This window comes from Paraburkholderia sp. EG287B (assembly GCF_040965595.1).
Lineage (GTDB): Bacteria > Pseudomonadota > Gammaproteobacteria > Burkholderiales > Burkholderiaceae > Paraburkholderia.
Window position 1 is genome coordinate 449538 of the sequence record NZ_JBFRCG010000001.1, and the last position, 24905, is coordinate 474442.

Genomic DNA, 24905 nt, shown 5'->3' on the forward strand with positions numbered 1-24905 from the left:
CTCCCTTATGTGAATGCGCGCACCTTTGCCCGGGCGCGCCGACGTCCTAAGATACCTGAAACCGGGCCGCTGTAATCGACAGTGAGACAAACACCATGACGCAAAAGAAAGCCGTACTGGTAATCGGCGCAGGCGACGCCACCGGAGGCGCCATCGCGCGCCGCTTCGCACGCGAGGGCTACATTGCCTGCGTGACGCGCCGCAATGCCGACAAGCTCGCGCCGCTCGTCGCGCAGATCGAAGCCGAGGGCGGCGAAGCGCACGCCTTCGGCTCGGATGCGCGCAAGGAAGAGGACATGATCGCGCTCTTCGCGGAGATCGAAACGCGCATCGCGCCCATCGAGGTGGCGATCTTCAATATCGGCGCGAACGTGCGCTTCGGCATTACCGAAACCACGGCGCGCGTCTATCACAAGGTCTGGGAAATGGCCTGCTTCGCCGGGTTTCTGATGGGCCGCGAAGCCGCAAAAGTCATGCTGCCGCGCGAGCGCGGTTCGATCTTCTTCACGGGCGCGACCGCGAGCCTGCGCGGGCGCGAGGGCTTCGCGGCGTTCGCGGGCGCGAAGCACGCGCTGCGCGCCCTCGCCCAGTCGATGGCGCGCGAACTCGGACCGCAGGGCATTCACGTCGGGCAGATCATCGTCGATGGCGCGATCGACACCGAGTTCATCCGCGAGAATTTTCCCGAGCGTTACAAGCTCAAGGAACGCGACGGCATCCTGAACCCCGAGCACATCGCCGACGCCTACTGGACGCTGCACCAGCAGCCGCGCGATGCGTGGACACACGAACTCGATCTGCGGCCGTGGCTGGAGCAATGGTGAGGCAACAGTTGCCCGCTCTGCGAAGCAGGCGATAATGGCGGCGAAGTGCACCGAACGCACACCGTCACCCTATCGAGCCTCACATGAAAATCGCAACGTGGAACGTCAACTCCCTCAAGGTCCGTCTGCAGCACGTCATCGACTGGCTCAACGAGAGCAAGACCGACGTGCTCTGCCTGCAGGAACTCAAGCTCACCGACGACAAGTTTCCGCGCGCCGATCTCGAGGCGCACGGCTATCGCAGCTGGTTTGCGGGCCAGAAGACCTATAACGGCGTGGGCATTCTCGTGCGCGAAGGCCTGTTCGTCGACGAAGCCACCGTTGTGCGCAACATTCCGGGCTTCGAAGACCCGCAGCAGCGCGTGATCGCCGCCACGATCGGCGATGTGCGTATCGTGAGCGCGTACTTCCCCAACGGCCAGGCGCCCGGCACGGAAAAGTTCGCGTACAAGCTGCAATGGCTCGACGCCATGCACGACTGGCTCGCGCAGGAGATGCAGCGCTACCCGAAGCTTGCGCTGCTCGGCGACTACAACATCGCGCCCGAAGACCGCGACGTGCACGATCCGAAGGCCTGGGAAGGCCAGAACCTCGTCTCTCCCGAAGAGCGCGCGCAGTTTCGCCGGCTGATCGAACTGGGTTTCGTCGATGCGTTCCGCCAGTTCGAACAGCCCGAAAAGCTCTTCACGTGGTGGGACTATCGCATGTTCGCGTTTCGCCGCAACGCGGGCTTGCGCATCGACCATATCCTGCTCTCGCCCGCGCTTGCCGGGCACCTCACCGCGTGCGAAGTCGACAAGGTGCCGCGCAAGTGGGAACAGCCGTCCGACCACACGCCGGTGATCGCCACGCTCGACATTGCCGGCTGAACGCGCGCCTTACCAGTTCCCCGCGAGCGTGGTCCACAGAAAGCGATAGACGAGCGCGTCATACTCCGCGCGCTCGAGCGAATCGCTGCCGGGGCCGTGACCGCCTTCGGTGTTCTCCAGATACCAGACATTCGCGTGCCCCTGCTTCGCCATGCGCGCGACCATCTTGCGAGCGTGCGAGGGATGTACGCGATCGTCGCTCGTCGAAGTCGTGAACAGCGACGGCGGATACACGACGCCTGGCTTCACATGGTGGTAAGGCGAATAGGCGGCCAGCGCGCCCGATTCTTCGGAATCCTCAGGATCGCCATATTCGTCGATCCATGACGCGCCCGCATGCAGCAGCGGGTAACGCTGCATGTCGAGCAACGGAACCTCGCACACCACGGCGCCGAACAGCTCAGGGCGCTGCACCATGCAGGCGCCCACCAGCAGCCCGCCATTGCTGCCGCCCTTGATGCCCAGTTGCGCGGCGCTCGTGTAACCATCGGCGATCAACTGCTCGGCCACCGCGATGAAGTCGTCGAACGAGCGCTGGCGATGCTCGCGCTGCGCCTCGACGTGCCAGGCGGTGCCGTACTCGCCGCCGCCGCGAATGTGCGCGATCGCCACCACGCCGCCCTGCTCCAGCCAGCCGATGCCCGAGCCCACGAGATATTGCGGCGTGAGCGCGATTGCGAAGCCGCCGTAGCCCGTGAGCAGGCACGGCGACGCCTTGCGCGACTCGCCTTCGAGCACGGCCTTCGGGCCGATCACGGTGAACGGGACGCTCGTGCCATCCGCCGAGCGCGCGTGCGAGCGGATGACCGTGAGCGGGCCGGAGTCGAACTGCGTGGGCCAGCGGTCGAGCAATTCCCACTGCTGGAGATCGGTTTGCGCGAGATCGGCGAGCCAGTATTCGGGCGGCAGCAGATAATCGTCGACGTCGACGAAAACCTCGTCGTTGAGCGTGTCTTCAATGGGCGAGACATCCACCTGCGAGCTCGCACGCGCAGGAAACACGCGCGACTCCCAGCGCCATGCGCCATCTTCCTGCTGCGGTTGCCACAGCATCGTGCGGCTCTCGACATCGTCGAGCCAGGAGACGATCAGGACGTTGAGCGTATTGGTCCAGTCGCACGCCGACGTAACCGGCGTGGGCGTGAAGAGCGGCGTGAACGCGCGCTCGCCCGAGAGGAACGCGTCTTCGCGGATCGCGAGCAACGCGCCGCCCATGTACGTCACGCCCGCAACGCTCCAGTCGAGCCGCGGCTCGAGCAGCAGCCAGCCATGCCAGGCGCCCACCGAGACATGCGTGGGCACGTCGTACACCTGCCAGTCGCCGCGCTCGTCGAGACGATAGGTGTATGAATCGAAGAAGTCGACGCTGCGCACCACGTCGTGGCGCTTCTCGACCGGATCGTAGTCGCCTTCCACGCTGATGTCGTCGAACTCGCCGCTGAACACCACGGGCGCGTCGGCGAGCGCGGTGCCGCGGGTCCAGCGGCGCACCTCGCGCGGATAGCCCGAGCGCGTGAGCATCTTCTTGCCGATCTTGCCGCCCGCGTCCCAACCCAGGTACACGGTATCGCGATCGATCCACGAAATGATGTGCTTGCCTTCCTTCGCGATGGCGAAGCCATCGCCGAGGAAATCGCGCTTCACGATGTCGAACTCGCGCACGATGACCGCGTCGGAGCCGCCGTCGGAAAGCTGGATCAGCGCGCGGTCGCCGTCCGGGTAGAGGACGTCGATGCCCGCGCACACCCATGGCTTACCCTCTTTCGCGCCGAGCGCGTCGAAGTCGATCAGCGTTTGCCACTGCGGCTTGTGGGCGCGCCAGTCGGCCCAGAGCGCGCGGCGCCACAGGCCCTTGGGATTGTCCTCGTCCTCCCACAGGTCGTAGGCCCACTCCTGCCAGCGGCTCGGGATCACGGGCCGCTCGCGCGGCAAATAGGCCTGCGCAAGGCGCTTTTCGAGCGCCTCGAAGCGCGCACCACCGTGCCACGCGGCGCGCGTGCGCGCGTTCTGCGAGTCGACCCAGACCATGACGGCGGGGTCGTCGAGCGATTCGAGCGAAAGGAACGGATCGGCCTCGGTGGGCCAGGGAGAAGTCACGGGCATGATCGGTCGTCGACAGGAAAACAGCGTCGATTATGCCCTGTGTGCGTGCCGATGGACTGCGCGCCGGGCCGGCTCGCGTGGCGCGAGGCCGGCCCGGTGCCCCATGCTAATCCGCGCTCATTCCAGATTGAGTTCCTGGATCTTGCGCGTGATGGTGTTGCGGCCGATGCCAAGACGCTCGGCCGCCTCGACCTTGCGCCCGCGCGTAAAGTCGAGCGCCTCGCGGATCACGGCGGCTTCGAAGCGCCGCGAGAGTTCGTCCATGACGTCGGCGCTGTTTTCGCGCAACAGACGCGCGACTTCCGTGCGCAGACCGCTCTCCCACACGCTCAGCGGCGAGACCGCGGCAGCAACGCCGTTGGCCGCGCCGAACGCCGGCGTGCCGAACACCACGCCGCCCGGGACGCCGCCGATCGCGCCGGGCAAGCCCGCGCCGGCCAAGGCGCCCCCAACCGGCGATACGCCGCCCGCGCCATTGGTCCCCGCGCCCGCTTCGGAAGCGGCCGAAGCATCGGCGAGATGCACCACCGAACCCGCCGAGCCGTGCGCAGGCACGAGGTCAGGCGGCAGATCCTTGATCTCGATGGTTTGCGCGGGCGCCATCACGGTGAGCCAGTTCGCGAGATTCTCGAGCTGGCGCACATTGCCGGGAAACGGCAGCGACGACATCCACGCCAGCGCCTCGTCCGACACGCGCTTGGGCTCGACGCCCAGCTCGCGCGCGCTTTTCTGGAGGAAGTGGCGCGTGAGCAGCGGAATGTCCTCGCTGCGTTCGCGCAGCGCAGGCAAACGCAGCCGAATCACGTTGAGCCGGTGATACAGGTCCTCGCGGAACAGCCCCTGGCGCACGCGCGTTTCGAGGTTCTGGTGCGTCGCGGCGATCACGCGCACGTTCGCGCGCAGCGGGTTGTGCCCGCCCACGCGGTAGAACTGCCCATCGGAGAGCACACGCAAGAGGCGCGTTTGCAGATCGAACGGCATATCGCCGATTTCGTCGAGGAACAGCGTGCCGTTCTCGGCCTGCTCGAAGCGGCCCTGGCGCATGGCCTGCGCGCCCGTGAACGCGCCGCGCTCATGGCCGAACAGTTCGGATTCCAGAAGATCCTTCGGGATCGCCGCGGTGTTCAGCGCAATGAACGGACCGTTCGCGCGTGGGCTATGTCGGTGCAAGGCGCGCGCGACAAGCTCCTTTCCGGTGCCAGACTCGCCGGTGATGAGCACGGTCGCGGCCGAATGCGAAAGCCGGCCGATGGCGCGGAACATGTCCTGCATGGCCGGCGCCTGGCCGAGCATCTCGGGCGCTTCGGCGGGACGCTCGTCCCACTGCTGCTCGCCGCGCATGCTTTCGTCCACGGCGCGGCGAATCAGCTCGACGGCCTTGTCGACGTCGAACGGCTTGGCGAGATACTCGAACGCGCCGCCCTGAAACGCGGCAACTGCGCTGTCGAGGTCGGAGAACGCCGTCATGATGATGACGGGCAAGCCCGGCACACGCTCACGCACGGTTTGCAGCAGCTCGAGGCCCGAGCCGCCCGGCATGCGGATGTCGGAGACGAGCACCTGCGGGCTGTCGTGATCGAGCGCGCTCGCGGCTTCGCGCACGTTCGAAAAGCTGCGGGTGGCGAAGTTTTCGCGGGCAAGGGCCTTTTCGAGCACCCAGCGTATCGATTGGTCGTCGTCTACTATCCAGATCGGCTTCATAAGATCGGTCAGAAGTCCTGGTGGCGTGCGGTATCGGTAAATCTAAATTCAGGCTTGGCTATCGATGCAACGGATTCAACTATCGAGCGGCAGCAAGATCTGAAACTCGGTGTGACCCGGCCGGCTATCCACTTCGATGAGTCCGTCGTGCTGCTGGACGAACGTCTGCGCGAGCGTGAGGCCGAGACCGCTGCCATCCTCGCGTCCGGAGACGAGCGGATAGAAGATGCGGTCGCGAATATCCTCGGGAATGCCGGGTCCGTTGTCAGTGATATGCAAGTCCAATGCCAGCTTGCACAGGCGTTTGGAAATCGTGACCTTGCGCGCGATGCGCGTGCGCAATTCAATGCGCGCGTCGCCCTGCGAAATGCGTTCGCGCAGCGCCTGCGCCGCATTGCGCACGATGTTCAGCAGTGCCTGGATCAACTGCTCCTTGTCGCCGCGCAGGTCGGGCACGCTCACGTCGTAGTCGCGCTCGATGGTGAGGCCGCGCGGGAATTCCGCAAGGATCACGGCGCGCACGCGCTCGCACACTTCGTGAATATTCACGTCGCCGACGATATGCGGATGCCGGTGCGGCTCCAGCAGCCGGTCGACGAGCGTCTGCAGGCGGTCCGACTCCTTGATGATCACCTGCGTGTACTCGCGCAGCTCGTCGCGCTCCAGCGCGCCGAGTTCGAATTCGAGCAACTGCGCCGCGCCGCGAATACCGCCGAGCGGATTCTTGATCTCGTGCGCGAGATTGCGGATCAGATGCTTGTTCACGGCCGTGAGGTCGTGAATGCGCTCCTCGCGGTCGCTGCGCAGATGCCGCTCGTTCTCGAAGAGTTCGAGCAGCACGTAATCGGGTGTGCTTTCGAGAAAGCCCACGACCACATGCACGTTCAGCGGTTCGCGTCCGGGGCGTTCCAGCGAAGCGTCGAGCCGCGTCGCGTGAAAGCGATGCTCGGCGATCGACGCGATCGTCGAGAGCAGTTCGTCCGCGTTCGAAAAAAGATCGGACCACGCCATCTGCGCGAGCTGACGGCGCGAGAGATCGAGCATCGCCTCCGCCGAAGGATTCGCGAAGGCCACGCGCAGTGTGCGCTTGTCGAGCACGAGCACGACCGTAGGCAGCGCCTCGAAGCCGGGCAACAGGCCCGACTCGACGAGCGGCGCGTCGTCGGAGAGCGGTTCGGCGTGGCCCTTTCTTGCCCTGATCAGATTCTTGAGCACCATGTTTCAGGCCGGCCGCCATACGGCGCGCCAGCAACGGTCCTGGTCGTTAATTCTGGTCAATACGCTGGTCAACAAGCGGGTCGATACGCCTCGTCGACGAGCGACAAGGCGTCCCAACGAAAAAGGGACGGCACCGCCGTCCCTTGGAGACCCAACGCGCACGCGTCCTGCGAGTCGAAGACACTGAACCGGCGCTTCGCTGTGTAGCAGGCAGCGAAGCGCCATCGCCAATTACAGCGAGTAGTACAGTTCGAATTCGACCGGGTGCGTGGTCATACGCACGCGTTGCAGTTCGCTTTCCTTCAGCGCGAGGTACGCGTCGATCATGCCGTCGGTGAACACGCCACCGCGCGTCAGGAACTCGCGATCCTTGTCGAGCGCTTCGAGAGCCTGGTCGAGGCCGGCGCAAACGGTCGGGATCTTTGCATCCTCTTCCGGCGGCAGGTCGTACAGGTTCTTGTCGGCGGCTTCGCCCGGGTGGATCTTGTTCTGCACGCCGTCCAGACCTGCCATCATCAGTGCCGAGAAGCACAGGTACGGGTTGGCGAGCGGATCCGGGAAGCGCGTTTCGATACGGCGGCCCTTCGGGTTCGACACGTGCGGAATACGGATCGATGCCGAACGGTTGCGTGCCGAGTAAGCGAGCTTGACCGGCGCTTCGAAGTGCGGCACGAGACGCTTGTACGAGTTCGTACCCGGGTTCGTGATGGCGTTCAGCGCGCGAGCGTGCTTGATGATGCCGCCGATGTAGAACAGCGCGAATTCCGACAGGCCGGCGTAGCCGTTACCCGCGAACAGGTTCTGGCCGTCCTTCCAGATCGACTGGTGAACGTGCATGCCCGAACCGTTGTCGCCGACGACCGGCTTCGGCATGAACGTCGCCGTCTTGCCGTACGTGTGCGCGACGTTGTGGACGATGTACTTCAGCTGCTGCGTCCAGTCCGCGCGCTGAACCAGCGTCGAGAACTTCGTGCCGATTTCGTTCTGGCCCTGGCCCGCCACTTCGTGGTGGTGCACTTCGACCGGAATGCCGATCTGCTCGAGCAGCAGACACATTTCCGAGCGGATGTCCTGGAACGTGTCGACCGGCGCGACCGGGAAGTAGCCGCCCTTCGTGCCCGGACGGTGACCCGTGTTGCCGCCTTCGATTTCGCGGCCCGACGACCACGGTGCTTCATCCGAGCCGATCTTCACGAAGCAGCCCGACTGATCCGTGTTCCACTGGACCGAATCGAAAATGAAGAATTCCGGCTCCGGACCGAAGAAGGCGGTGTCGCCGAGGCCCGTGCTCTTCAGGTACGCTTCAGCGCGCTTGGCGAGCGAACGCGGGTCGCGCTCGTAGCCCTTGCCGTCGGCCGGCTCGACCACGTCGCAGGTCAGCACTAGCGTCGATTCTTCGTAGAACGGGTCGATGAAGGCCGTGTTCGGGTCCGGCACGAGCAGCATGTCCGAGGCTTCGATGCCCTTCCAGCCGGCGATCGACGAACCGTCAAACGCATGACCCGACTCGAACTTGTCTTCGTCGAATGCCGACAGCGGAACCGAAACGTGCTGCTCCTTGCCGCGCGTGTCCGTGAAGCGGAAGTCGACAAACTTGACGTCTTCGTCCTTGACGAGTTGCATGACGTCGGCCACGGATTTACTCATAACCTATTCTCCTGATTAACGATTTCGGCGAACGCTGCCGCCGTCCCAATCTTGTTGATCCCCCGCCGGCCGCCTCCGTCCCGGGTCTGTCCTGCTGACCCCGGTTGGCCGGCTGCGAATCGATCGAGACGTATAAAGCAGCTTCCGTGCCATGCATGCGCCAACGTGGCGCAAATCCCTTTCGCGACACACACTTGGAGTCAAAAATCGTGCGCCGCGCTTTTATGGAGCCGCCAGCGTGGCGGCTCATCGGCACCAAATTCGTGCAATCCCGAATTTGGCGCGCGAATCTCTCTTCATTATGGTGCAAAACACCTCGCATGCACCATTTCAATGCGTCCCGCCCTTTGTACCGCGCAGAGCATCGCTTGCGCCCGGTTTCACAGTGCCGGGATCGTCCTGCCCGCTCCGTCCCCACGCGCTAGAATGGTTTTTTGGTCCAACGCGAAACAGGAGATCCGTTGTCATGAGTACGCTCGAACAGTTGTACGCCCAGGCCGAGAAACGCCGCGTCGAGAACCAGCTGCCCTACGCGGGCGCGGTGTCGCCCGCAGAGGCATTCGAGCTTCTGCAGCTCGACCCGCGTGCGCGCCTCGTCGACGTGCGCACACGCGCCGAACTCGACTGGGTCGGCCGTCCCGTCGTGGGCGACGGCCAGTATTCGCATGTCGAATGGACCCGCTATCCGGGCGGCGTGCCCAACGCCGAGTTCCTCACCCAGCTCAAGAGCGCCGTGGAAGCCGACGCGCCAGTGCTGTTCCTGTGCCGCAGCGCCGCGCGCTCCAAGCTCGCCGCCATCGAGGCCGCCAAGGCCGGCTTCACGAAGGCCTATGACCTGCTCGAAGGCTTCGAAGGCGAGAAGGACGGCCAGGGGCATCGCAAGACCGTCACCGGCTGGTGCTTCCGGGGCCTGCCGTGGATCGGCGCCTGACACCCTGAAAACGCCCCGCTCCAACCCAACGGGCCACTCTGAGCGCCGCGTGTGACATGCAGATGATGCGCCGCCAGCCCTACCGCCGCACGCGGCGCCCCTTCACTCGCTGAATCAAAAACCGGCGCGCGGCCCGCTGCGGCGCTCGCGATCGGGCGACCCGTCGCCCGGCGCCGTCGGCTCGACCACATCGCCGCCCAATTCGTGCACGCCTTCGCGCAGCTTCACGAAGGCGGCCGCCACGGCCTCGGGCTCGCCCTTCACGCCCAGATCGATGTGCCGGCGCGCATAAATGCCGCCGCGCTCCGTATCGCCCACGCTCGGCAGGCTGAACACCCGCACGCCCGGAAAATCGCGCTCGATGCGCTCCATGAGCGGCGTGAGCGTCGACTCCGGCAGCTCGAACACGAGCAGCGACTTCTCGGCGTGCGGCGTCTGGTGATGCAGATGCGCGTACTTCGTGTCGAGCACCCACTCGATCATCGGCCAGGCCATCACGGGGAAACCGGGCACGAAGTAATGATCGCGAATCGAAAAGCCCGGAATCTTGTTGTAGCCGTTCGGGATGATCTCGCAGCCCTGCGGGAACGTGCCCATCTGGAAGCGGTGCAGATTCTCGGGCGACTGGTAGTTCACGGGATCGGCGCCCGTGTGCATGTCACGGATGCGCTCGCGGATCGCCACCTCGGCGTCAGGGTGCAACGCGAGCGGCACGCCCAGCGCCGCCGCCGCGCACTGGCGCGTGTGGTCGTCCGGCGTCGCGCCGATGCCGCCCGTCGAGAACACGATGTCGCCCGAAGCGAACGAGCGCCGCAGCGTCTCGGTGATGCGCTCGGGGTCGTCGCCCACGTACTGGGCCCACTCGAGCGAGAGGCCGCGCGCGCCTAGCAGTTCGATGACCTTGGGCAGATGCTTGTCGGAGCGGCGCCCCGAGAGAATCTCGTCGCCGATGATGATGACGCCAAATGCCATGGGCCGCCTCGTTGGATTGTCTTGATGATTGAGCGTTAGTGCACGATCGTCACGTCGCCGGACGCCTGCTGCACATCGTGGGCACGCATGCGCTGCAGCGCCCGCAGGCAGTAGTGCCCGAACCAGAGCGCCGTGAACACCAGAATGAACGCATAGATCCAGATGGTCACCGCCGCCAGCACCGGGAAGAACAGCAGCAGCCACGCGGACACGGCCCAGATGGCCGTGGGCAGCGAGCCGAGCAGTCCGCTCACCACGCCGATCACGAGCAGCGGCAGCCGGTGGCTGCGCACCAGCGTGCGGCGCTCTTCGACGGTTGCGTGCAGCGCGAGCGCATCGTAGGTCATCACCCGATACGTGAGCCAGCCCCACAATAGCGGCGGAATCAGCGCGAAGAACGGCGGAATGAGCCACAGCGGCAGCGTCACGATCATCACGATCAGGCAGACCAGGGTGGTGACGAGCGAATAGAACAGGCTGCCGTACCAACTGCCGCCGTGCCGCATCTCGAGCATCCCATACTGGCGCTTCGACAGATGGCCGATCACGCGCGGCATCGAAATCGCGACGATCAGCAGCAGCACCGTAATCACGATGAGCGGAATCGTCAGGATGATGACCAGAAACGGCGCGATCGTCGCGCGCAGCCAGCCGAAACCGAGCGCGTCGAACAGATGATAGAGGTAGGCCGTCGACGACCAGTTCGCGAGCGCGCCGCGCATCAGGTCGAGCAGCGGCTGCCAGAACACATAAAGCACGGCGCCCCACACCGCCGCCGCCACGAGAAATGGCACGAAGGTGAGCAGCAGCATGGCGGGATGGAACACGCTCGCGAGCGCGCGTCCGAACGAGCGCAACAGGTCATTCATGCGAGCGGAATACGGCGAAAAGAACGGGTGGAGAACACGGTGTCGGCGAAATCGGTGCGACCAAGCCGACAGCATAAACCACCGCGCGCATGGCGGGTAAGACGGGTGCGAGGAAGTGCAAGGGCCGTGGCGGCGCTCAGGTCACGGTGGCGTCGTCGCGCGCCTCGGCCGGCGCGGCGGTGGCGGCGTGGGCGCGCGAACGCAGGCGCCGCGCGATGCGGCCGAACGCATAACCCTGCTGCGCCCAGAAGCCCTCGCCATAGCTCACGCCTTCGAGCTGGTCGCGAATGCCCGTGGGCTCGATCTCGCGATTGAACGACGCGCTGCCGAACAGCATGTCCCACCAGGGGAACAGCACGCCGAAGTTGCAGCCATAGTGGGTGCCTTCGTGGCCATAGCCGATGGCGTGATGGCGGCGGTGAAAGCGCGGGCTCACCAGCAGCCGCTCGCCGAGCCAGCCGAAATGCACGCGAATATTGGCATGCTGCACGCTCTGCACGAAGTTCGTGAGCGCGACGAGCACCACGAATTGCGCGGGCGGCACGCCGACGACGAGCGCCACGGCGGCGAACATGCACGACTGGCCGATCACGTCGAGCAGGTGGTTGCGGTCATCGCACCAGAGCGACATCTTGCGCTGGCTGTGATGCACGGCGTGCAGCTCCCACCAGACGCCGTACCGATGCGAAAGCCGGTGATACCAGTAGCTGAAGAAGTCGAGCACCACGAGGTAGATCGCGAACGCCACGAGCGGCTGCGTGGTCACGCCCGGCCAGAGATTGTCGAGGTCCACCGTCTTCACGCCCATGAGCCGCAGCGCGCCCTGCGCACGGTCGAAGAACGGCTGCATCGTGAAGAAGAACAGCAGGTTCAGAATGCCGAGACGCGTGATCCACGTGTAGAGCGCATCGACGCCCACGCCCTTGCGGTCGCGCCACTTCTCCGCAGGCACGAGCGCTTCGAGCGGGCGCAGCAGCGCGTACATCAGGCCCACTTCGAGCAGGCCCACGATCACCCAGTACAGCGCGTCGTAGGTGTCTTCGTCCACGTTCATCATGCCGATGCGGAAGAGCAGCGGCTGAATGACGTCGATGTAGAGGAGCGTTTGCAGCCAGGAGACGAGGTCGTCTGCCGACGCGACTACGGACTGCCCCGCGTGCGCGACGACGGCCAGCAGCGACGCCACCATATCCATGCGCGCCCCCCGCTGCCTTAAGCCCCGTTCGGCGCCGTGACGGGCGCGCGATCGTAGAAGTAGATGCCATGCGGCGAGCGGCCCACGGCGATGGTCTTGATGAGCTTCCTCGTTTGCATGTCGATGAGGCCGATGTGCTTCGCGAAACGGAACGTCACCCACAGGTAGCGCTTGTCGGCGGTCAACTCCATGTCGTCGGGGCCGGGCATCAGGCCGCTGATCTCGCCGGTCTTTTCGAGCGTGTCCTCGTCGATGATGCTGATGACGTTCGCCACGCGGCTCGACACCAGCACGTGGTGGCCGTCGACGAGCGAGCGGAAGTTGTGCGCGGCCTTGCCCACCTGGATCGTCTTGACGATCTTCTGGTTGCGCCAGTCCACCACCGCCACGTAGTCGGCGCCCGTCATGCCGATCAGCAGGTACTTGTCGCCGGGCGTGAGCCACAGGCCAGCCGGCGCGGCGCCGACCTTCATCTTCCAGAGCACCTTCTGCGTCGGCAAATCGACCGCAGCGATTTCGCCCGACACCTGCAGCGAAACGAACACGGTGCGGCTGTCGTTCGTGAACGCCAGGTGGCTCGGCATGGCCGAGAGCGGCAGGCGCTTGGCGAGCGTGATGTTGCTGCCGCCCGCGTAGTTGTAGATGTCGAGGCGGTCGAGGCGCAGGCCCGTGGTCACGAACCACTTGCGGTCGGGCGAGAAGCCGAGCTGGTACGGGTCTTCGACGTTTTCGACCCAGCGCTGCGGCTTGCCGGTTTTCGGATCGACGAACAGGAGGTTGTTCGACACCGAGTTCGCGACGATCAGCGAGGTGTTGTCCGGCGTGGGAAAGAGGTGATGCGGTTCCTTGCCCGTGGGCACGGTGCCGACGACTTCGTGCGTCTTGTCGTCGATGAGGCTCAGCGTGGCTTCGCCCGAATTCAGGACGATGATGTTGTTCGCGTAAGCGGCCGTGGAGGCGAAGGTGGCAACCGTCGCTGCGCAGGCGAGCGCAAATATTGCGGCCTTGGAGGCGACGCGGCTAAAAGTATTGTTGTTCGACATGAAGAATCGTTCCCGGGCAGATTCGTGATTGTAGAACGTCTACCCGCACGCAAGGTTGACGTAGGGCCCTTGAAATATGCAAGGGGGCAATCAAGCGCCCCTTTTTCGAACCATTCGAACCACTGTTATGGCCCGCAATGCGCTTTATCGCTGCATTGATTCCCATACCTTGTGGAGACGCTTGACCGAGACCGGCATCGGCGTGCGCAATTCCTGCGCGAAGAGCGAGATGCGCAGCTCTTCGAGCAGCCAGCGGAATTCGGAGAGACGCGGATCGAACACGCCGCCGCGCTGCGAGAGCGCACGCTGATACTGCTGCGCGAGCGGCTGGAATTCGGCGGCCTGGCGCGCGTCGCGCGCGGGGTCGGCGCGCAGCTTGTCGATGCGCAGCGCGACGCCCTTCAGATAGCGCGGGAAATGCACGAGCTGTGCATAGGGCGTCTCCAGAATGAAGCGCTTGCTGATGAGCGCGTCGACCTGCGCCTGCATGTCCGCGGCTGGCGCGCCGAAGGCCTTGGCCTGCACGAGCTTCTTCGCCAGCGACGCATATTCGGCAAGGATCTGCCCCACCAGACGCGCGATTTCCTGCGCGAGCAGCGAGAGACGTCCGCGGCCTTCGTCCTTGCGTGCGTGGAAGCTCGCGTCGTCGTCGGGCAGCGGGTCTTGCAGGCAGGCGCGATCGAGCGCGAGTTCGACCAGCTGGTCGCGCAGCTCCTCCTGCGTGGCGCGCGCCATGAACTGCATCGCCATCTCGCGCAGACCCGGCAGGTTCTTCTCCAGGTAGCGGATCGGCTCGCGCAGCTGCAGCGCGAAGAGCCGCCGCAGCCCGGCGCGATGGATGCGCGCAGCCTCCTCCGGCGAATCGAACACTTCGACGTCGCAATGCGTGCCGCGATCGACGAGCGCCGGATAGCCGAACAGCGTCTGTCCGCCGCGGCGGATTTCCAGCAGCTCGGGCAGCTTGCCGAAATTCCACGTCGTGAGGTTTTCGTAGAGCGCCGTGGCAGGCGCGGCGTCGCCCGGCGAGGCCGTGTGCGGCGCATTGCTCTTCTGCGGCGCGTTGCCGGTCGCATCGCGCCCGATCTGAGCGTTCTGCGGTGCCTCACCGCCCTGCGCGTGCGTTTCCAGCGCCGCGAGCGCCGTCGCGCTCGCGAGCTTCTGGAATTGCTGCTGCGCCTGCGCGCCGAGCTCGGCGCGCAGCTGCGCGAGGTTGCGGCCCATCGCGAGCTGGCGACCGTGCTCGTCGATCACCTTGAAGTTCATGAAGAGGTGCGCGGGCAGCGTCTCCAGCTTGAAGTCGGCTGACTTCAGGGCGATCTGCTTTTGCTCGCGCACGTCGGCGATCAGCGCGTCCAGCAGGCCGCCCGCGCCGAAGCGCTCGCCGCCCACGCGCTCCGCGAAGCCGGCCGCGTATTCGGGCAGCGGCACGCAGTGGCGGCGCAGCTTCTGCGGCAGCGACTTCAGCAGCAGTTGCGCCTTCTCCTTGAGCATGCCCGGCACGAGCCATTCGCAGCGGCGCGCATCGACCTGGTTGAGCGCGTAGAGCGGCACCGCGAGCGTCACGCCGTCGCGCGGCGAGCCCGGCTCGAAGTGATACGTGAGCGCCATCGCCACGCCCGACATCGTCATGCGCTTCGGGAACAGTTCGGTCGTCACGCCCGCCGCCTCGTGGCGCATCAGGTCGTCGCGAGAGAGGTACAACAGACGCAGCTTGTCCTCGGGCTCGCCGCCCTTCCTCACCTCGTCGCGATACCAGCGCTCGAACGACGCGCCCGAGTAAATGCCTTCGGGAATCGCCTGATCGTAGAAGCCGTAGATCAGCTCATCGTCGACCAGCACGTCCTGGCGGCGCGACTTGTGTTCCAGTTGCTCGATATCGGCGAGCAGCTTGCGGTTGTGCGCGAAGAACGCGAGCTTCGTGTCGAATTCGCCTTCCACGAGCGCGCCGCGAATGAAGAGTTCGCGCGCACGCGCCGGGTCCTGCTTGCCGAACGCCACGCGCCGGCGCTGATAGACCGGCAGGCCATACAGCACGCCGCGCTCGAACGCGCTCACCTGCGCCGCGCGTTTTTCCCAATGCGGCTCGGAGAGCGACGTCTTCAGCAGATGCGCGCCGACCTTCTCCAGCCACTCGGGTTCGATCTTCGCGATGCAGCGCGCGTAGAGGCGGCTCGTCTCGACGAGTTCCGCGGCCACCACCCAGCGCCCCGCCTTCTTCACGAGTGCCGAGCCCGGCCACAGATGGAACTTGATGCCGCGCGCGCCGAGATAATGCGGCTCGTCGTCGGCCTTCAGGCCGATATTGCCGAGCAGGCCCGTGAGCAGCGCGTGATGGATCTGCTCGTAGGTCGCATCCGCTTCGTTGATGCGCCAGCCATGCTCGCGCACCACCGTCAGCAATTGCGAATGCACGTCGCGCCATTCGCGCAGACGCAAGTGGGACAGGAAATTCGCGCGGCACGCATCGAGCAGCTGCCGGTTGGACTTCTTGTGCGCAACGGCCTCTTCGAACCAGGCCCAGATCTTGAGCCACTGGAGAAACTCGGAGCGCTCGTCGGCAAAACGGCGATGCGCCTGGTCCGCCTGCTCCTGCGCTTCGATCGGCCGGTCGCGCGGATCCTGCACCGAAAGCGCGCTCGCGATGATCAGCACTTCGCGCAGCGCCTGCTCGTCGCGTGCGCCGAGAATCATGCGGCCCACGCGCGGATCGAGCGGCAAGCGCGCGAGTTCGCGGCCGAGCGGCGTGAGCGCGTTGTCGTCGTCCACGGCGCCGAGTTCATTGAGCAGCTGGTAGCCGTCGGCGATCGCGCGGCCCGGCGGCGGCTCGATGAACGGGAACGTCTCGATCGCCGTGAGATGCAGCGACTTCATGCGCAGAATCACGGCGGCGAGCGACGAGCGCAGGATTTCCGGATCGGAAAAGCGCGGCCGCGCGATGAAATCCGCTTCCTCATAGAGCCGGATGCAGATGCCGTCCGCGACGCGCCCGCAACGGCCCGCGCGCTGGTTCGCCGCCGCCTGCGCAATCGACTCGATCTGCAACTGCTCGACCTTGTTGCGATACGAATAGCGCTTCACGCGCGCGAGGCCCGTATCGACCACGTAGCGGATACCCGGCACCGTGAGCGACGTTTCGGCCACATTGGTCGCGAGCACGATGCGGCGCGCGTTCGACGGCTTGAAGACGCGCTCCTGCTCCTGCGCGGACAGCCGCGCGAACAGCGGCAGGATTTCCGTGTGCGGCGGATGATGCTTGCGCAGCGCTTGCGCGGCGTCGCGAATCTCGCGCTCGCCGGGCAGGAACACGAGCACGTCGCCCGAGCCTTCGCGGCAGAGTTCGTCGACGGCATCGACGATGGCTTCCATCAGGTCGCGGTCGGTGTCGCGTTGCGACTTCGCGCCTTTTTCACGGCCGGTCGTGCCCTGCGCGGCCTTCACCGCCGGGCTGTCTTCCTGCACCGGGCGATAGCGCACCTCGACGGGATACAGCCGCCCGCTCACCTCGATCACGGGCGCGGGCTGCTCCTCGCTGCCGAAGTGGCGCGCGAAGCGATCGGCGTCGATGGTCGCCGACGTCACGATCAGCTTGAGGTCGGGCCGGCGCGGCAGAATCTCCTTCAGATAGCCGAGCAGGAAGTCGATGTTCAGGCTGCGCTCGTGCGCCTCGTCGATGATGATCGTGTCGTAGGCCTTGAGCAGGGGATCGGTTTGCGTCTCCGCGAGCAGAATGCCGTCGGTCATGAGCTTGACCGAAGCGCCCGGCGAGAGATTGTCGGTGAAGCGCACCTTGTAGCCGACCACTTCGCCGAACGGGGTATTGAGTTCGTCGGCGATGCGCCGCGCCGTGGCCGAAGCCGCGATCCGGCGCGGCTGCGTATGACCGATCAAACCCGTGCCGCCCGCGCCGAGGCCGCGGCCCAGCGCGAGCGCGATCTTCGGCAACTGCGTGGTCTTGCCCGAGCCCGTTTCGCCGCTCACGATCACGACCTGATGCTGCGCGATCGCACGCGCGATTTCTTCGCGGCGGCCGGAGACCGGCAGCGCTTCGGGGAACGTGATGGGCGGCACCTTGTTCGGCTCGACGTTCGTGCGTGGCGCACGCGGCGGACGCTCCTGGCGTTCGGCGCGCGGCGGACGTTCATGCTCGCCTTCGTTGCCGGCGCGCGGCGCGTGTTCGGATTTCGGCTTTGCGGGTCGCTGCGGATTCGGCGGGTTCTGCACTTTCGCCTGCTTCGGAGGCTGCTGCGCGCGCGGCGGTTGATTGCGCGGCGCCTCGGCGCGCGCCTCGCGCGATTCGTTGAAGCGATCTCGCGGCGCGTTTCGCTGCACCGGGCGTCGATCTTCGCGCGCCTCGCGCGGCCTGGCCGGCTGCGCGGCGCCACGCTCCGTACGCGTTTCGCCTCGCGATGGCGATTGTGACGGCGGCGCGGCTTTCGTTTCGCTTCGCTGCTCAGGGCGTTGATCCGGGCGCTGCTCCGCGTGCGGCGGCGTCTGCGGTTGAGGCTGTGGTTGCGTCTGCGTCTGCGTCTGCGGTTGCGGTTGCGGTTGCGTCTGCTCCGCACGCTTGTCCTGCACGCGCGCGCCGCCCAGCGCGCCGCCGCCCATCAGCGCGGCAAGCTTGTCCGTCGACGCGAGCTTTTGCCCGTCGCCATACTTCTGCGACGCGCTTTTCGCTTTCGCGCCGTCCTGCGCCGTTTCCTTCCCGGCCGGGGTGTTGCTGCCCTGCGCCGAGGCAGGTCTTTTGGGTACATTCGACATGGGGGCGCATTATAATCCCGGGCATGAATTCCCAAACCGACCTCGTCCCCGCCACCGCCACCGCCAGCGCGCCGGCCTCCGCCGCCGCTGCGGATTCCGACTCGCAGATCATGGCGCAGCACGCGCAGTTCGTCGACTGGATGCGATCGGTCGCGCCCTACATCCACGCGTTCCAGGGCAAGACGTTCGTCGTCGGTTTCGGCGGCGAGGTCGTGCACCAGAACCTGCTCAACGCGCTCGTCGCCGACATCGCGCTGCTGCAGGCCATGGGCATCCAGATCGTGCTCGTGCACGGTTCGCGCCCGCAGGTCGAAGAGCAGATGAGCCTGCACGGCGTCGAGTCCGAGTTCTCGCACGGCATGCGCATCACCAATGCCCGCGCGCTCGAATCGGCGAAGGAAGCGGCCGGTGAAGTGCGTCTCGACATCGAGGCCGCAATCAGCCAGGGGCTGCCGAACACGCCGATGGCGCACGCGCACATCAGCGTGGTGTCGGGCAACTTCGTCACGGCACGGCCGGTCGGCATTCTCGACGGCGTGGACTTCCAGCATACGGGCGTGGTGCGCAAGATCGACGCCGATTCGATCCGCCACTCGCTCGCGAGCCGCAAGCTCGTGCTGCTCTCGCCGCTCGGTTTTTCGCCCACAGGCGAGGCGTTCAATCTGTCGATGGAAGACGTCGCCTCGGCGGCGGCCATCGCGCTGCGCGCCGACAAGATCATTTTCCTCACGGAAACGCAGGGCCTGATCGACGAGGAAGGCGAGCTGATCCGTGAAATGTCGCTCGACGACGCCTACAAGCTGCAGGAAGGCGGCACCGTGCTCGGCGACGAGGGCTTCTACCTGAAGCACTCCATTCGCGCCTGCCGCGGCGGCGTGGGCCGCGCGCACATCATTCCCTACGCGCTCGACGGCGGCTTGCTGCTCGAACTGTTCCTGCACGACGGCGTGGGCACCATGATCTCTTACGAGAATCTGGAAAGCCTGCGCGAAGCCACGCCTGACGACGTCGGCGGCATTCTCACGCTGATCGAGCCGCTCGAATCCGACGGCACACTCGTGCGGCGCGGGCGTCACCAAATCGAGCGCGACATCGACCACTTCTCGGTGATCGAGCACGATGGCGTGCTGTTCGGCTGCGCGGCGCTTTATGCGTACTCGCAGGAGCGCATCGGCGAAATGGCGTGCCTCACGGTCTCGCCCGAAGCACAGGGCTCCGGCGACGGCGAACGCCTCTTGCGCCGCATCGAGCAGCGTGCACGGGCACGCGGCCTCACGCGCATTTTTGTGCTCACCACGCGCACCGAACACTGGTTCCTGAAGCGCGGCTTCGTCAAGGCAACGGTCGACGACCTGCCCGAAGACCGCCGCCGCCTCTATAACTGGCAGCGCAAATCGCTCGTGCTGATGAAACAGCTCTGAGCGCGCCGCCACCCACACATACGACTACAGGAGAAGCACAGCATGGCCCGTATGATCCAATGCGCGAAGCTCGGCAAGGAAGCCGAAGGCCTCGACTTTCCGCCGCTGCCGGGCGAGCTCGGCAAGCGCATCTACGAAAACGTCTCGAAAGAAGCATGGCAGCAGTGGCTCAAGCAGCAGACCATGCTCATCAACGAAAACCGCCTAAACATGGCCGATCCGCGCGCGCGCCAGTACCTGATGAAGCAGACCGAGAAGTTCTTCTTCGGCGAAGGCGCCGACCAGGCTTCGGGCTACGTGCCGCCGACCGAAGGCTAACGCCTTCCGCTGCGTGCCGGGATCTGTCCCTGAGGCGCACAAACAGAGCAGATTGCCCTGCAAAAACCGCGCCCCCGGCGCGGTTTTTTTATGCGCTTCATGGGCTTTCCGGGCCGCGGAAACGGTTCCATCGAAACGGCGCAATCCCCCGCCCCATGGGGCTTCCAGCCCGCGCCCCGAATCCCCGCAGATGCCGGGGTTTGCGCGATCTTCCGTTATCGTGCTAACATGTGGCCTCGTTCAACAGGCATTAGCCATCAACTGCATTTGGAACGGCACCCCAAAACGCTAGTATCCCGAATGCGCATATGACAAAAGGAACGCTCCGCCACGCGGGCTTCTTTTTCGTTTCAGCGGCGCTTTGACCAGGTAACCCAGGCACCTCGTGCCGGTCCAGCGTCCTCATGCGACCTGCCCCCCATCCACGGCCACGCAGGCGCAACGTTAACCACAATTTGTCCGAGTGTCGTTTCGCGACACTTCAGCATTGCTTTCGTGCGCCGCTCGCCTTGTGCGATGCACCATCGGCCCGCCCTCGCCTCAGACGCACCGTGGCGTGCCGTGCGCGAAATGTCGCCGCTATCGCGAAACGGTACTCTCCGGCAACCGTGGCGGGCCCACGTGGGTTCGTCGCAGTCATTGGAGATGCAGACCTTGACCGCTTCCACTTCCGGCGCGTCGGCCCAGACCGACCTCACCCTCGACGACATCACGATCGTCGATAAAAGCCTCCTCAAACGCGCCGTCGGCGCCATGGCGCTCGGCAATGCCATGGAATGGTTCGACTTCGGCGTGTACAGCTACATCGCCGTCACGCTCGGCCAGGTGTTCTTCCCGTCGAGCAGCCCTTCGGCGCAGCTCATCGCCACGTTCGGCACGTTCGCGGCCGCGTTCCTCGTGCGCCCGATCGGCGGGATGGTGTTCGGACCGCTCGGCGACCGCATCGGCCGCCAGCGCGTGCTCGCGATGACGATGATCATGATGGCCTGCGGCACCTTCGCCATCGGCCTGATTCCCTCGTACAAGTCGATCGGCATTGCCGCGCCGGCGCTGCTGCTCGTCGCGCGTCTGGTTCAGGGCTTCTCGACCGGCGGCGAATACGGCGGCGCGGCGACCTTCATCGCCGAATTCGCCACCGACAAGCGCCGCGGCTTCATGGGCAGCTTCCTCGAGTTCGGCACGCTGATCGGCTATGTGTTCGGCGCGGGCACCGTTGCCGTGCTGACCGCCGTGCTTTCGCACCAGCAGCTGCTCGACTGGGGCTGGCGCGTGCCGTTCATGATCGCGGGTCCGCTCGGCCTCGTGGGTCTCTATATCCGCATGAAGCTCGAGGAAACGCCCGCGTTCAAGCGCGAAGCGGAACTGCGCGAAGCCGAAGAGCACACGCGCCCGAAGCTCACGCTGCATTCGCTCCTCACGCAGCATCTGCGCCCGTTCCTGCTGTGCGTGGGTCTCGTGCTGATCTTCAACGTGACCGACTACATGGCGCTCTCGTACCTGCCGAGCTACCTCTCGGCGACGCTGCACTTCAACGAGACGCACGGCCTCTTCCTCGTGCTGATCGTGATGGTGCTGATGATGCCGATGACGCTCGCGTTCGGCCGCCTGTCCGACGCCGTGGGCCGCAAGCCCGTGATGCTCGCGGGCTGCGTGGGCCTGATCCTGCTGTCGATCCCGTCGCTCACGCTGATCCAGACGGGCGCGCTCGTGCCGGTGTTCTTTGGTCTCCTGATTCTCGGCGCGCTGCTCTCGTGCTTCACGGGCGTGATGCCCTCGGCGCTGCCGGCGCTGTTCCCGACCGCGATCCGCTATGGCGCGCTCGCCATCGGCTTCAACGTATCGGTGTCGCTGTTCGGCGGGACCACGCCGCTCGTGGCGGCATGGCTCGTCGAGCACACGCAGAACCTCATGATGCCCGCGTACTACCTGATGGGCGCGGCCGTGATCGGCATCGTCTCGGTGCTGGCGCTGCATGAAACGGCGCGCCGCCCGCTGCCGGGCTCGGCGCCGAGCGTGAGCACCAAGGCGGAAGCGCACGCGGTACTGCGCGGCGTGCGTCTCGCGCGCGAACTCGACGAGGAATACGCCGTCGCCAACGCCGTGCGTGCCTGATACGGCACCACTGAAACGCAAAAAGGCCAGCTTCGTGCTGGCCTTTTTTCTTGTGCGCCCGCTTGGGGCTATTCGACGAGCTTGACGTGCTCCACGTCCAATGCGCCGTCGCGGCCGACAGTCAGCATCGCCGCCGAGATCGGCAGTTTGAAGCGGCGCGGTCCGGCGCTGCCGGGGTTCGCGTACAGCACGCCCTCGCGCGTTTCGAGCGCGGGCTTGTGCGAATGGCCGCTCACGACCACGGCAATGCCATCGGCGGCGGGATCCCCCTGCAGGTCGGGCAGTTCGTGGACCACGGCAAGCCGGACCCCACCCAGCGCGACGGTGGTCTGCACCGGCAACGCCTCGGCCCACGCGCCATGATCGTTGTTGCCGCGCACGGCGGTGAGCGGCGCGATGGCGGCGAGCGTGTCGAGCACGCGCTGATCGCAGATGTCGCCCGCATGCACGATGGCGTCCGCGCCCTCGACGAAGGCGAGCAGCTCCGGACGCAGCAGACTGTGCGTGTCGGACACCAAGGCGATACGTAGCGGAGGTAGCGGATGTTTCGCGGACATGACGTTGCGCTTCGGTTGAATACTGCCGATTATCGCCGCGCTCACGCCTCGCCGTCGCCTTCCCCAGGCGCTGCGCCGATATACACCGCGAGCCACACGCTCGGCACCGTCGGATCGGTCCACGACACGCGATGCCGGCAGTGCGCCGGAATGTGCACACAGTCGCCGGGCAGCAGGCGTCGCGGCGGCTCTGCCGGGTCCTCGAATTCCAGCGTCGCCGCGCCGGCGAGAAGCGCCACCCATTCCTCGCGCGCGTCGTCGTACCAGAAACCCGGCGGGCTCGCCTGGCCCGTGGAGACGATGCGCTCGATGAGCACGCCGTCGCGAGAAACGAGCGTATCGAAGCGCTCTTCGTTGGCGTTGCAATCGATGCGCGTGAAGAGATTTCCAAATGCAAGCGTGTCCGGTTCGTTCATGCAATTGCGCTCACTTGAGAGGCCTCAAGCCGTCGAGCAAGGTCGGCACCAGCTCGCTCACGGTCGGGTGGATGTGCATCGCGTATTGCAGCGTCGTATACGGCGCGTCGGCCGTCATCGTGTCGATGAACGTATGGATCGCCTCGTCGCCCTCGATGCCGAAAATCGCCGCGCCGAGAATCCGTTGCGTCTGCGGGTCCACCAGCGCCTTCATGAAGCCGTCCGTCTCGCCGCGTTCGCGCGCGCGGCCCACACGCGACATCGGCATGGTGGCGATGAGCGCGGGTTTGGCGCGCTCGCGCACCTCGCGCTCGCTCATGCCGACGCGCGCGAGCGGCGGATCGACGAACACCGCGTAGGCGGGAATGCGGGTGTCGGCGCTGCGCGCCTTCCCGTCCAGCAGATTCGCCGCGACGATCTGAAAGTCGTCGTATGAAGTGTGCGTGAACGCGCCGCGGCCATTCACGTCGCCGAGCGCCCAGACGCCCTCGACGCGCGTGCGCAACTGGCCGTCCACGGCGATGAGCCCGTGGGCGTCGCGCTCGATACCCGCGGCGTCGAGCCCCAGATCGTCCGTGTTCGGCAGGCGCCCGGTCGCAAAGAGCAGATGCGAAACATCGAGCGGGCCGGTGTCGAGCGCGATGCGTACGCCCGCCTGGCCATCGAGCGGCGCGACGCTGCGCGGTTCTGCGCCAAAGCGAAATTCCACGCCTTCGCGCGCGAGCACGTCCTGGACCGCGCGCGAATAATCCTCGTCCTCGCGCGCGAGCACGCGCTGCCCGCGCACGAGCACCGTCACGCGGCTGCCGAAGCGGCGGAACATCTGCGCAAATTCGAGCGCCACGTAGCTGCCGCCGCAGATCGCCAGATGCTCGGGCAGCTGCTCCAGCGCGAGCAGCGTCGAGTTGGTCTCGTAGCGGATCGTCTCGACGCCGGGAATGGCAGGAATCAGCGCGCGCGTGCCCGTGTTGATGAAGATCTCGGGCGCTTCGAGATCGACCTGCGCGCCGTCGTGCGCCGCCACGCGCACCGCATGCGCGCCCGTGAAGCGCGCGTGCCCCTTGAACACGCTGACGTTCGGCGCATGGCGCAGCCACTGCTCGACGCCATCGCGCGACGCCCCGATGATGCGCTCCTTGCGCGCCTTCACGAACGCGAGATCGACGCGCACGTCGCCCGGCTGCGCGCCCTTGCCGATCTGCACGCCGAAGTCCGCCGCATGGCGCGCGACGTGCGCGGCACGCGCGCAGGCGACATACGCCTTGGTCGGCGTGCAGCCCACGTTCACGCAGGTCCCACCGAATGACGCGCGCTCGATCACCGCGGTCTTGCGGCCGCTCTTGCCGAGCCGCACCGCGAGAGGCGGGCCGCTCTGCCCCGTGCCAATCACGATCGCATCGAAACGTTGTGCCATGCCGCTCTCCTTTGCCGTTGACGCGAGTTGAGCCGCGAGTCGCGAAAGGCGGCCGATCGCGCCATCTTACGCGCGACGAATGGCCACCGCGCGCAGCGTGATGCTGCGAATCGGGTACGCATCGGTGTGTATTGCGGAGGGAAACGAGCGCGCAAAAAAAGAGCCGCCTCGCACGTCGAGGCGGCTCACAGGGTGACGCTACAACAGCAAACGGGCGAAGCCGCTGCGCGTCAGGGGGATCGTCGAACGCACGGCGCGCTTGCGTCAGGCGTTCGGTGTGATGGGCAATTCAGTCGTTAAGGTTTTGGGGAAACTCAGTGCGTGCCATCAGTGCACGCAATCGGTGGCCGCACATTCTCCGTGGCCCGCGTTCCAAAGTTCGCGCGAGCGCAGGAATGCGGCGCGCGCGCCGCGCGTCGCCATCATCAGTCCGACTTGCCCCATGTTGAAGTCGTGCGACACCATCAACTGCATCAGGTCCACCATCGGCAGGACCAATGCTGGCTGATATAACTGTCGTTCGATAAAGGATTTCAT

At 65.8% G+C, this 24905-nt stretch carries 19 protein-coding genes; 6 read left to right on the plus strand and 13 right to left on the minus strand.

The genetic code is table 11. The features are described 5' to 3' along the window. Positions 1–95: 95 nt before the first annotated feature. Positions 96–824, plus strand: a complete 729-nt coding sequence (locus AB4Y40_RS02010) for an SDR family oxidoreductase (protein WP_324149559.1) — start codon at positions 96–98, stop codon at positions 822–824. Between the two features lie 83 nt (positions 825–907). After that, positions 908–1693 (plus strand): exodeoxyribonuclease III, encoded by a 786-nt coding sequence (xth, locus tag AB4Y40_RS02015; RefSeq protein WP_368686232.1) that lies wholly within the window; start codon positions 908–910, stop codon positions 1691–1693. 9 nt (positions 1694–1702) lie between these two features. Here the strand turns inward: xth and AB4Y40_RS02020 are convergent, their stop codons facing one another. The 4 genes from AB4Y40_RS02020 to glnA form a co-directional block, all read right to left on the minus strand. After that, the gene (locus AB4Y40_RS02020) at positions 1703–3796 is read right to left on the minus strand and encodes a prolyl oligopeptidase family protein (RefSeq protein WP_368686233.1); all 2094 of its coding nucleotides are present in this window, start codon (positions 3794–3796) and stop codon (positions 1703–1705) included. A gap of 117 nt (positions 3797–3913) precedes the next feature. Next, the gene (gene ntrC / locus AB4Y40_RS02025; RefSeq protein ID WP_368686234.1) at positions 3914–5497 is read right to left on the minus strand and encodes a nitrogen regulation protein NR(I); all 1584 of its coding nucleotides are present in this window, start codon (positions 5495–5497) and stop codon (positions 3914–3916) included. Between the two features lie 75 nt (positions 5498–5572). Further along, positions 5573–6715 carry a nitrogen regulation protein NR(II) gene (glnL, locus tag AB4Y40_RS02030; protein WP_368686235.1) on the minus strand — a complete coding sequence of 381 codons (1143 nt, stop codon included), beginning with the start codon at positions 6713–6715 and terminating at the stop codon, positions 5573–5575. 231 nt (positions 6716–6946) lie between these two features. Further along, positions 6947–8362 carry a type I glutamate--ammonia ligase gene (gene glnA, locus AB4Y40_RS02035; RefSeq protein ID WP_042264808.1) on the minus strand — a complete coding sequence of 472 codons (1416 nt, stop codon included), beginning with the start codon at positions 8360–8362 and terminating at the stop codon, positions 6947–6949. 466 nt (positions 8363–8828) lie between these two features. Between glnA and AB4Y40_RS02040 the strand changes: the two genes are divergently transcribed. Continuing rightward, the gene (locus AB4Y40_RS02040; protein ID WP_368686236.1) at positions 8829–9293 is read left to right on the plus strand and encodes a rhodanese-like domain-containing protein; all 465 of its coding nucleotides are present in this window, start codon (positions 8829–8831) and stop codon (positions 9291–9293) included. Positions 9294–9407: 114 nt separating this feature from the next. Here the strand turns inward: AB4Y40_RS02040 and AB4Y40_RS02045 are convergent, their stop codons facing one another. The 5 genes from AB4Y40_RS02045 to hrpA all read right to left on the minus strand — a co-directional run bounded on the left by AB4Y40_RS02045 (position 9408) and on the right by hrpA (position 18130). Continuing rightward, positions 9408–10265 (minus strand): competence/damage-inducible protein A, encoded by an 858-nt coding sequence (locus AB4Y40_RS02045; protein WP_368686237.1) that lies wholly within the window; start codon positions 10263–10265, stop codon positions 9408–9410. 35 nt (positions 10266–10300) lie between these two features. Then, positions 10301–11134, minus strand: a complete 834-nt coding sequence (locus AB4Y40_RS02050) for an EI24 domain-containing protein (RefSeq protein ID WP_368686238.1) — start codon at positions 11132–11134, stop codon at positions 10301–10303. Positions 11135–11270: 136 nt separating this feature from the next. Next, positions 11271–12329 (minus strand): sterol desaturase family protein, encoded by a 1059-nt coding sequence (locus AB4Y40_RS02055; protein ID WP_368686239.1) that lies wholly within the window; start codon positions 12327–12329, stop codon positions 11271–11273. Positions 12330–12346: 17 nt separating this feature from the next. Next, positions 12347–13372, minus strand: a complete 1026-nt coding sequence (locus AB4Y40_RS02060; protein ID WP_368686240.1) for a beta-propeller fold lactonase family protein — start codon at positions 13370–13372, stop codon at positions 12347–12349. Between the two features lie 144 nt (positions 13373–13516). Then, complete coding sequence (gene hrpA, locus AB4Y40_RS02065; RefSeq protein ID WP_368686241.1) at positions 13517–18130, minus strand: ATP-dependent RNA helicase HrpA; 4614 nt, start codon at positions 18128–18130, stop codon at positions 13517–13519. A gap of 23 nt (positions 18131–18153) precedes the next feature. On the opposite strand from hrpA, the gene argA reads away from it, so the two are divergent. From argA to proP, 3 genes are all read left to right on the plus strand, one after another. Further along, complete coding sequence (argA, locus tag AB4Y40_RS02070) at positions 18154–19551, plus strand: amino-acid N-acetyltransferase (RefSeq protein WP_368686242.1); 1398 nt, start codon at positions 18154–18156, stop codon at positions 19549–19551. Between the two features lie 42 nt (positions 19552–19593). Next, positions 19594–19869, plus strand: a complete 276-nt coding sequence (locus AB4Y40_RS02075; RefSeq protein ID WP_028204208.1) for an oxidative damage protection protein — start codon at positions 19594–19596, stop codon at positions 19867–19869. A 654-nt stretch (positions 19870–20523) separates the two neighbouring features. Next, a complete protein-coding gene (gene proP, locus AB4Y40_RS02080; RefSeq protein ID WP_342923664.1) occupies positions 20524–21981 on the plus strand; it encodes a glycine betaine/L-proline transporter ProP in 1458 nt (485 codons plus the stop codon). A gap of 68 nt (positions 21982–22049) precedes the next feature. On the opposite strand, the gene AB4Y40_RS02085 is transcribed toward proP, so the two are convergent. The 4 genes from AB4Y40_RS02085 to AB4Y40_RS02100 form a co-directional block, all read right to left on the minus strand. Next, positions 22050–22538 carry a metallophosphoesterase family protein gene (locus AB4Y40_RS02085; protein WP_368686243.1) on the minus strand — a complete coding sequence of 163 codons (489 nt, stop codon included), beginning with the start codon at positions 22536–22538 and terminating at the stop codon, positions 22050–22052. Between the two features lie 41 nt (positions 22539–22579). Then, entirely contained in the window at positions 22580–22954 is a 375-nt protein-coding gene (locus AB4Y40_RS02090; protein WP_368686244.1) for a cupin domain-containing protein, read from the minus strand. A gap of 10 nt (positions 22955–22964) precedes the next feature. Continuing rightward, a complete protein-coding gene (locus AB4Y40_RS02095) occupies positions 22965–24368 on the minus strand; it encodes an FAD-containing oxidoreductase (protein ID WP_368686245.1) in 1404 nt (467 codons plus the stop codon). 327 nt (positions 24369–24695) lie between these two features. After that, on the minus strand, positions 24696–24905 hold the full coding sequence (locus tag AB4Y40_RS02100; protein ID WP_133181516.1) for a hypothetical protein: 210 nt from the start codon (positions 24903–24905) through the stop codon (positions 24696–24698).

Bases quoted from the DNA above. Each gene is read 5' to 3' on its own strand.
- AB4Y40_RS02010 (WP_324149559.1), top strand. From the start codon at position 96: ATGACGCAAAAGAAAGCCGTACTGGTAATCGGCGCAGGCGACGCCACC.
- xth (WP_368686232.1), top strand. From the start codon at position 908: ATGAAAATCGCAACGTGGAACGTCAACTCCCTCAAGGTCCGTCTGCAG.
- AB4Y40_RS02020 (WP_368686233.1), bottom strand. From the start codon at position 3,796: ATGCCCGTGACTTCTCCCTGGCCCACCGAGGCCGATCCGTTCCTTTCG.
- ntrC (WP_368686234.1), bottom strand. From the start codon at position 5,497: ATGAAGCCGATCTGGATAGTAGACGACGACCAATCGATACGCTGGGTG.
- glnL (WP_368686235.1), bottom strand. From the start codon at position 6,715: ATGGTGCTCAAGAATCTGATCAGGGCAAGAAAGGGCCACGCCGAACCG.
- glnA (WP_042264808.1), bottom strand. From the start codon at position 8,362: ATGAGTAAATCCGTGGCCGACGTCATGCAACTCGTCAAGGACGAAGAC.
- AB4Y40_RS02040 (WP_368686236.1), top strand. From the start codon at position 8,829: ATGAGTACGCTCGAACAGTTGTACGCCCAGGCCGAGAAACGCCGCGTC.
- AB4Y40_RS02045 (WP_368686237.1), bottom strand. From the start codon at position 10,265: ATGGCATTTGGCGTCATCATCATCGGCGACGAGATTCTCTCGGGGCGC.
- AB4Y40_RS02050 (WP_368686238.1), bottom strand. From the start codon at position 11,134: ATGAATGACCTGTTGCGCTCGTTCGGACGCGCGCTCGCGAGCGTGTTC.
- AB4Y40_RS02055 (WP_368686239.1), bottom strand. From the start codon at position 12,329: ATGGATATGGTGGCGTCGCTGCTGGCCGTCGTCGCGCACGCGGGGCAG.
- AB4Y40_RS02060 (WP_368686240.1), bottom strand. From the start codon at position 13,372: ATGTCGAACAACAATACTTTTAGCCGCGTCGCCTCCAAGGCCGCAATA.
- hrpA (WP_368686241.1), bottom strand. From the start codon at position 18,130: ATGTCGAATGTACCCAAAAGACCTGCCTCGGCGCAGGGCAGCAACACC.
- argA (WP_368686242.1), top strand. From the start codon at position 18,154: ATGAATTCCCAAACCGACCTCGTCCCCGCCACCGCCACCGCCAGCGCG.
- AB4Y40_RS02075 (WP_028204208.1), top strand. From the start codon at position 19,594: ATGGCCCGTATGATCCAATGCGCGAAGCTCGGCAAGGAAGCCGAAGGC.
- AB4Y40_RS02085 (WP_368686243.1), bottom strand. From the start codon at position 22,538: ATGTCCGCGAAACATCCGCTACCTCCGCTACGTATCGCCTTGGTGTCC.
- AB4Y40_RS02090 (WP_368686244.1), bottom strand. From the start codon at position 22,954: ATGAACGAACCGGACACGCTTGCATTTGGAAATCTCTTCACGCGCATC.
- AB4Y40_RS02095 (WP_368686245.1), bottom strand. From the start codon at position 24,368: ATGGCACAACGTTTCGATGCGATCGTGATTGGCACGGGGCAGAGCGGC.
- AB4Y40_RS02100 (WP_133181516.1), bottom strand. From the start codon at position 24,905: ATGAAATCCTTTATCGAACGACAGTTATATCAGCCAGCATTGGTCCTG.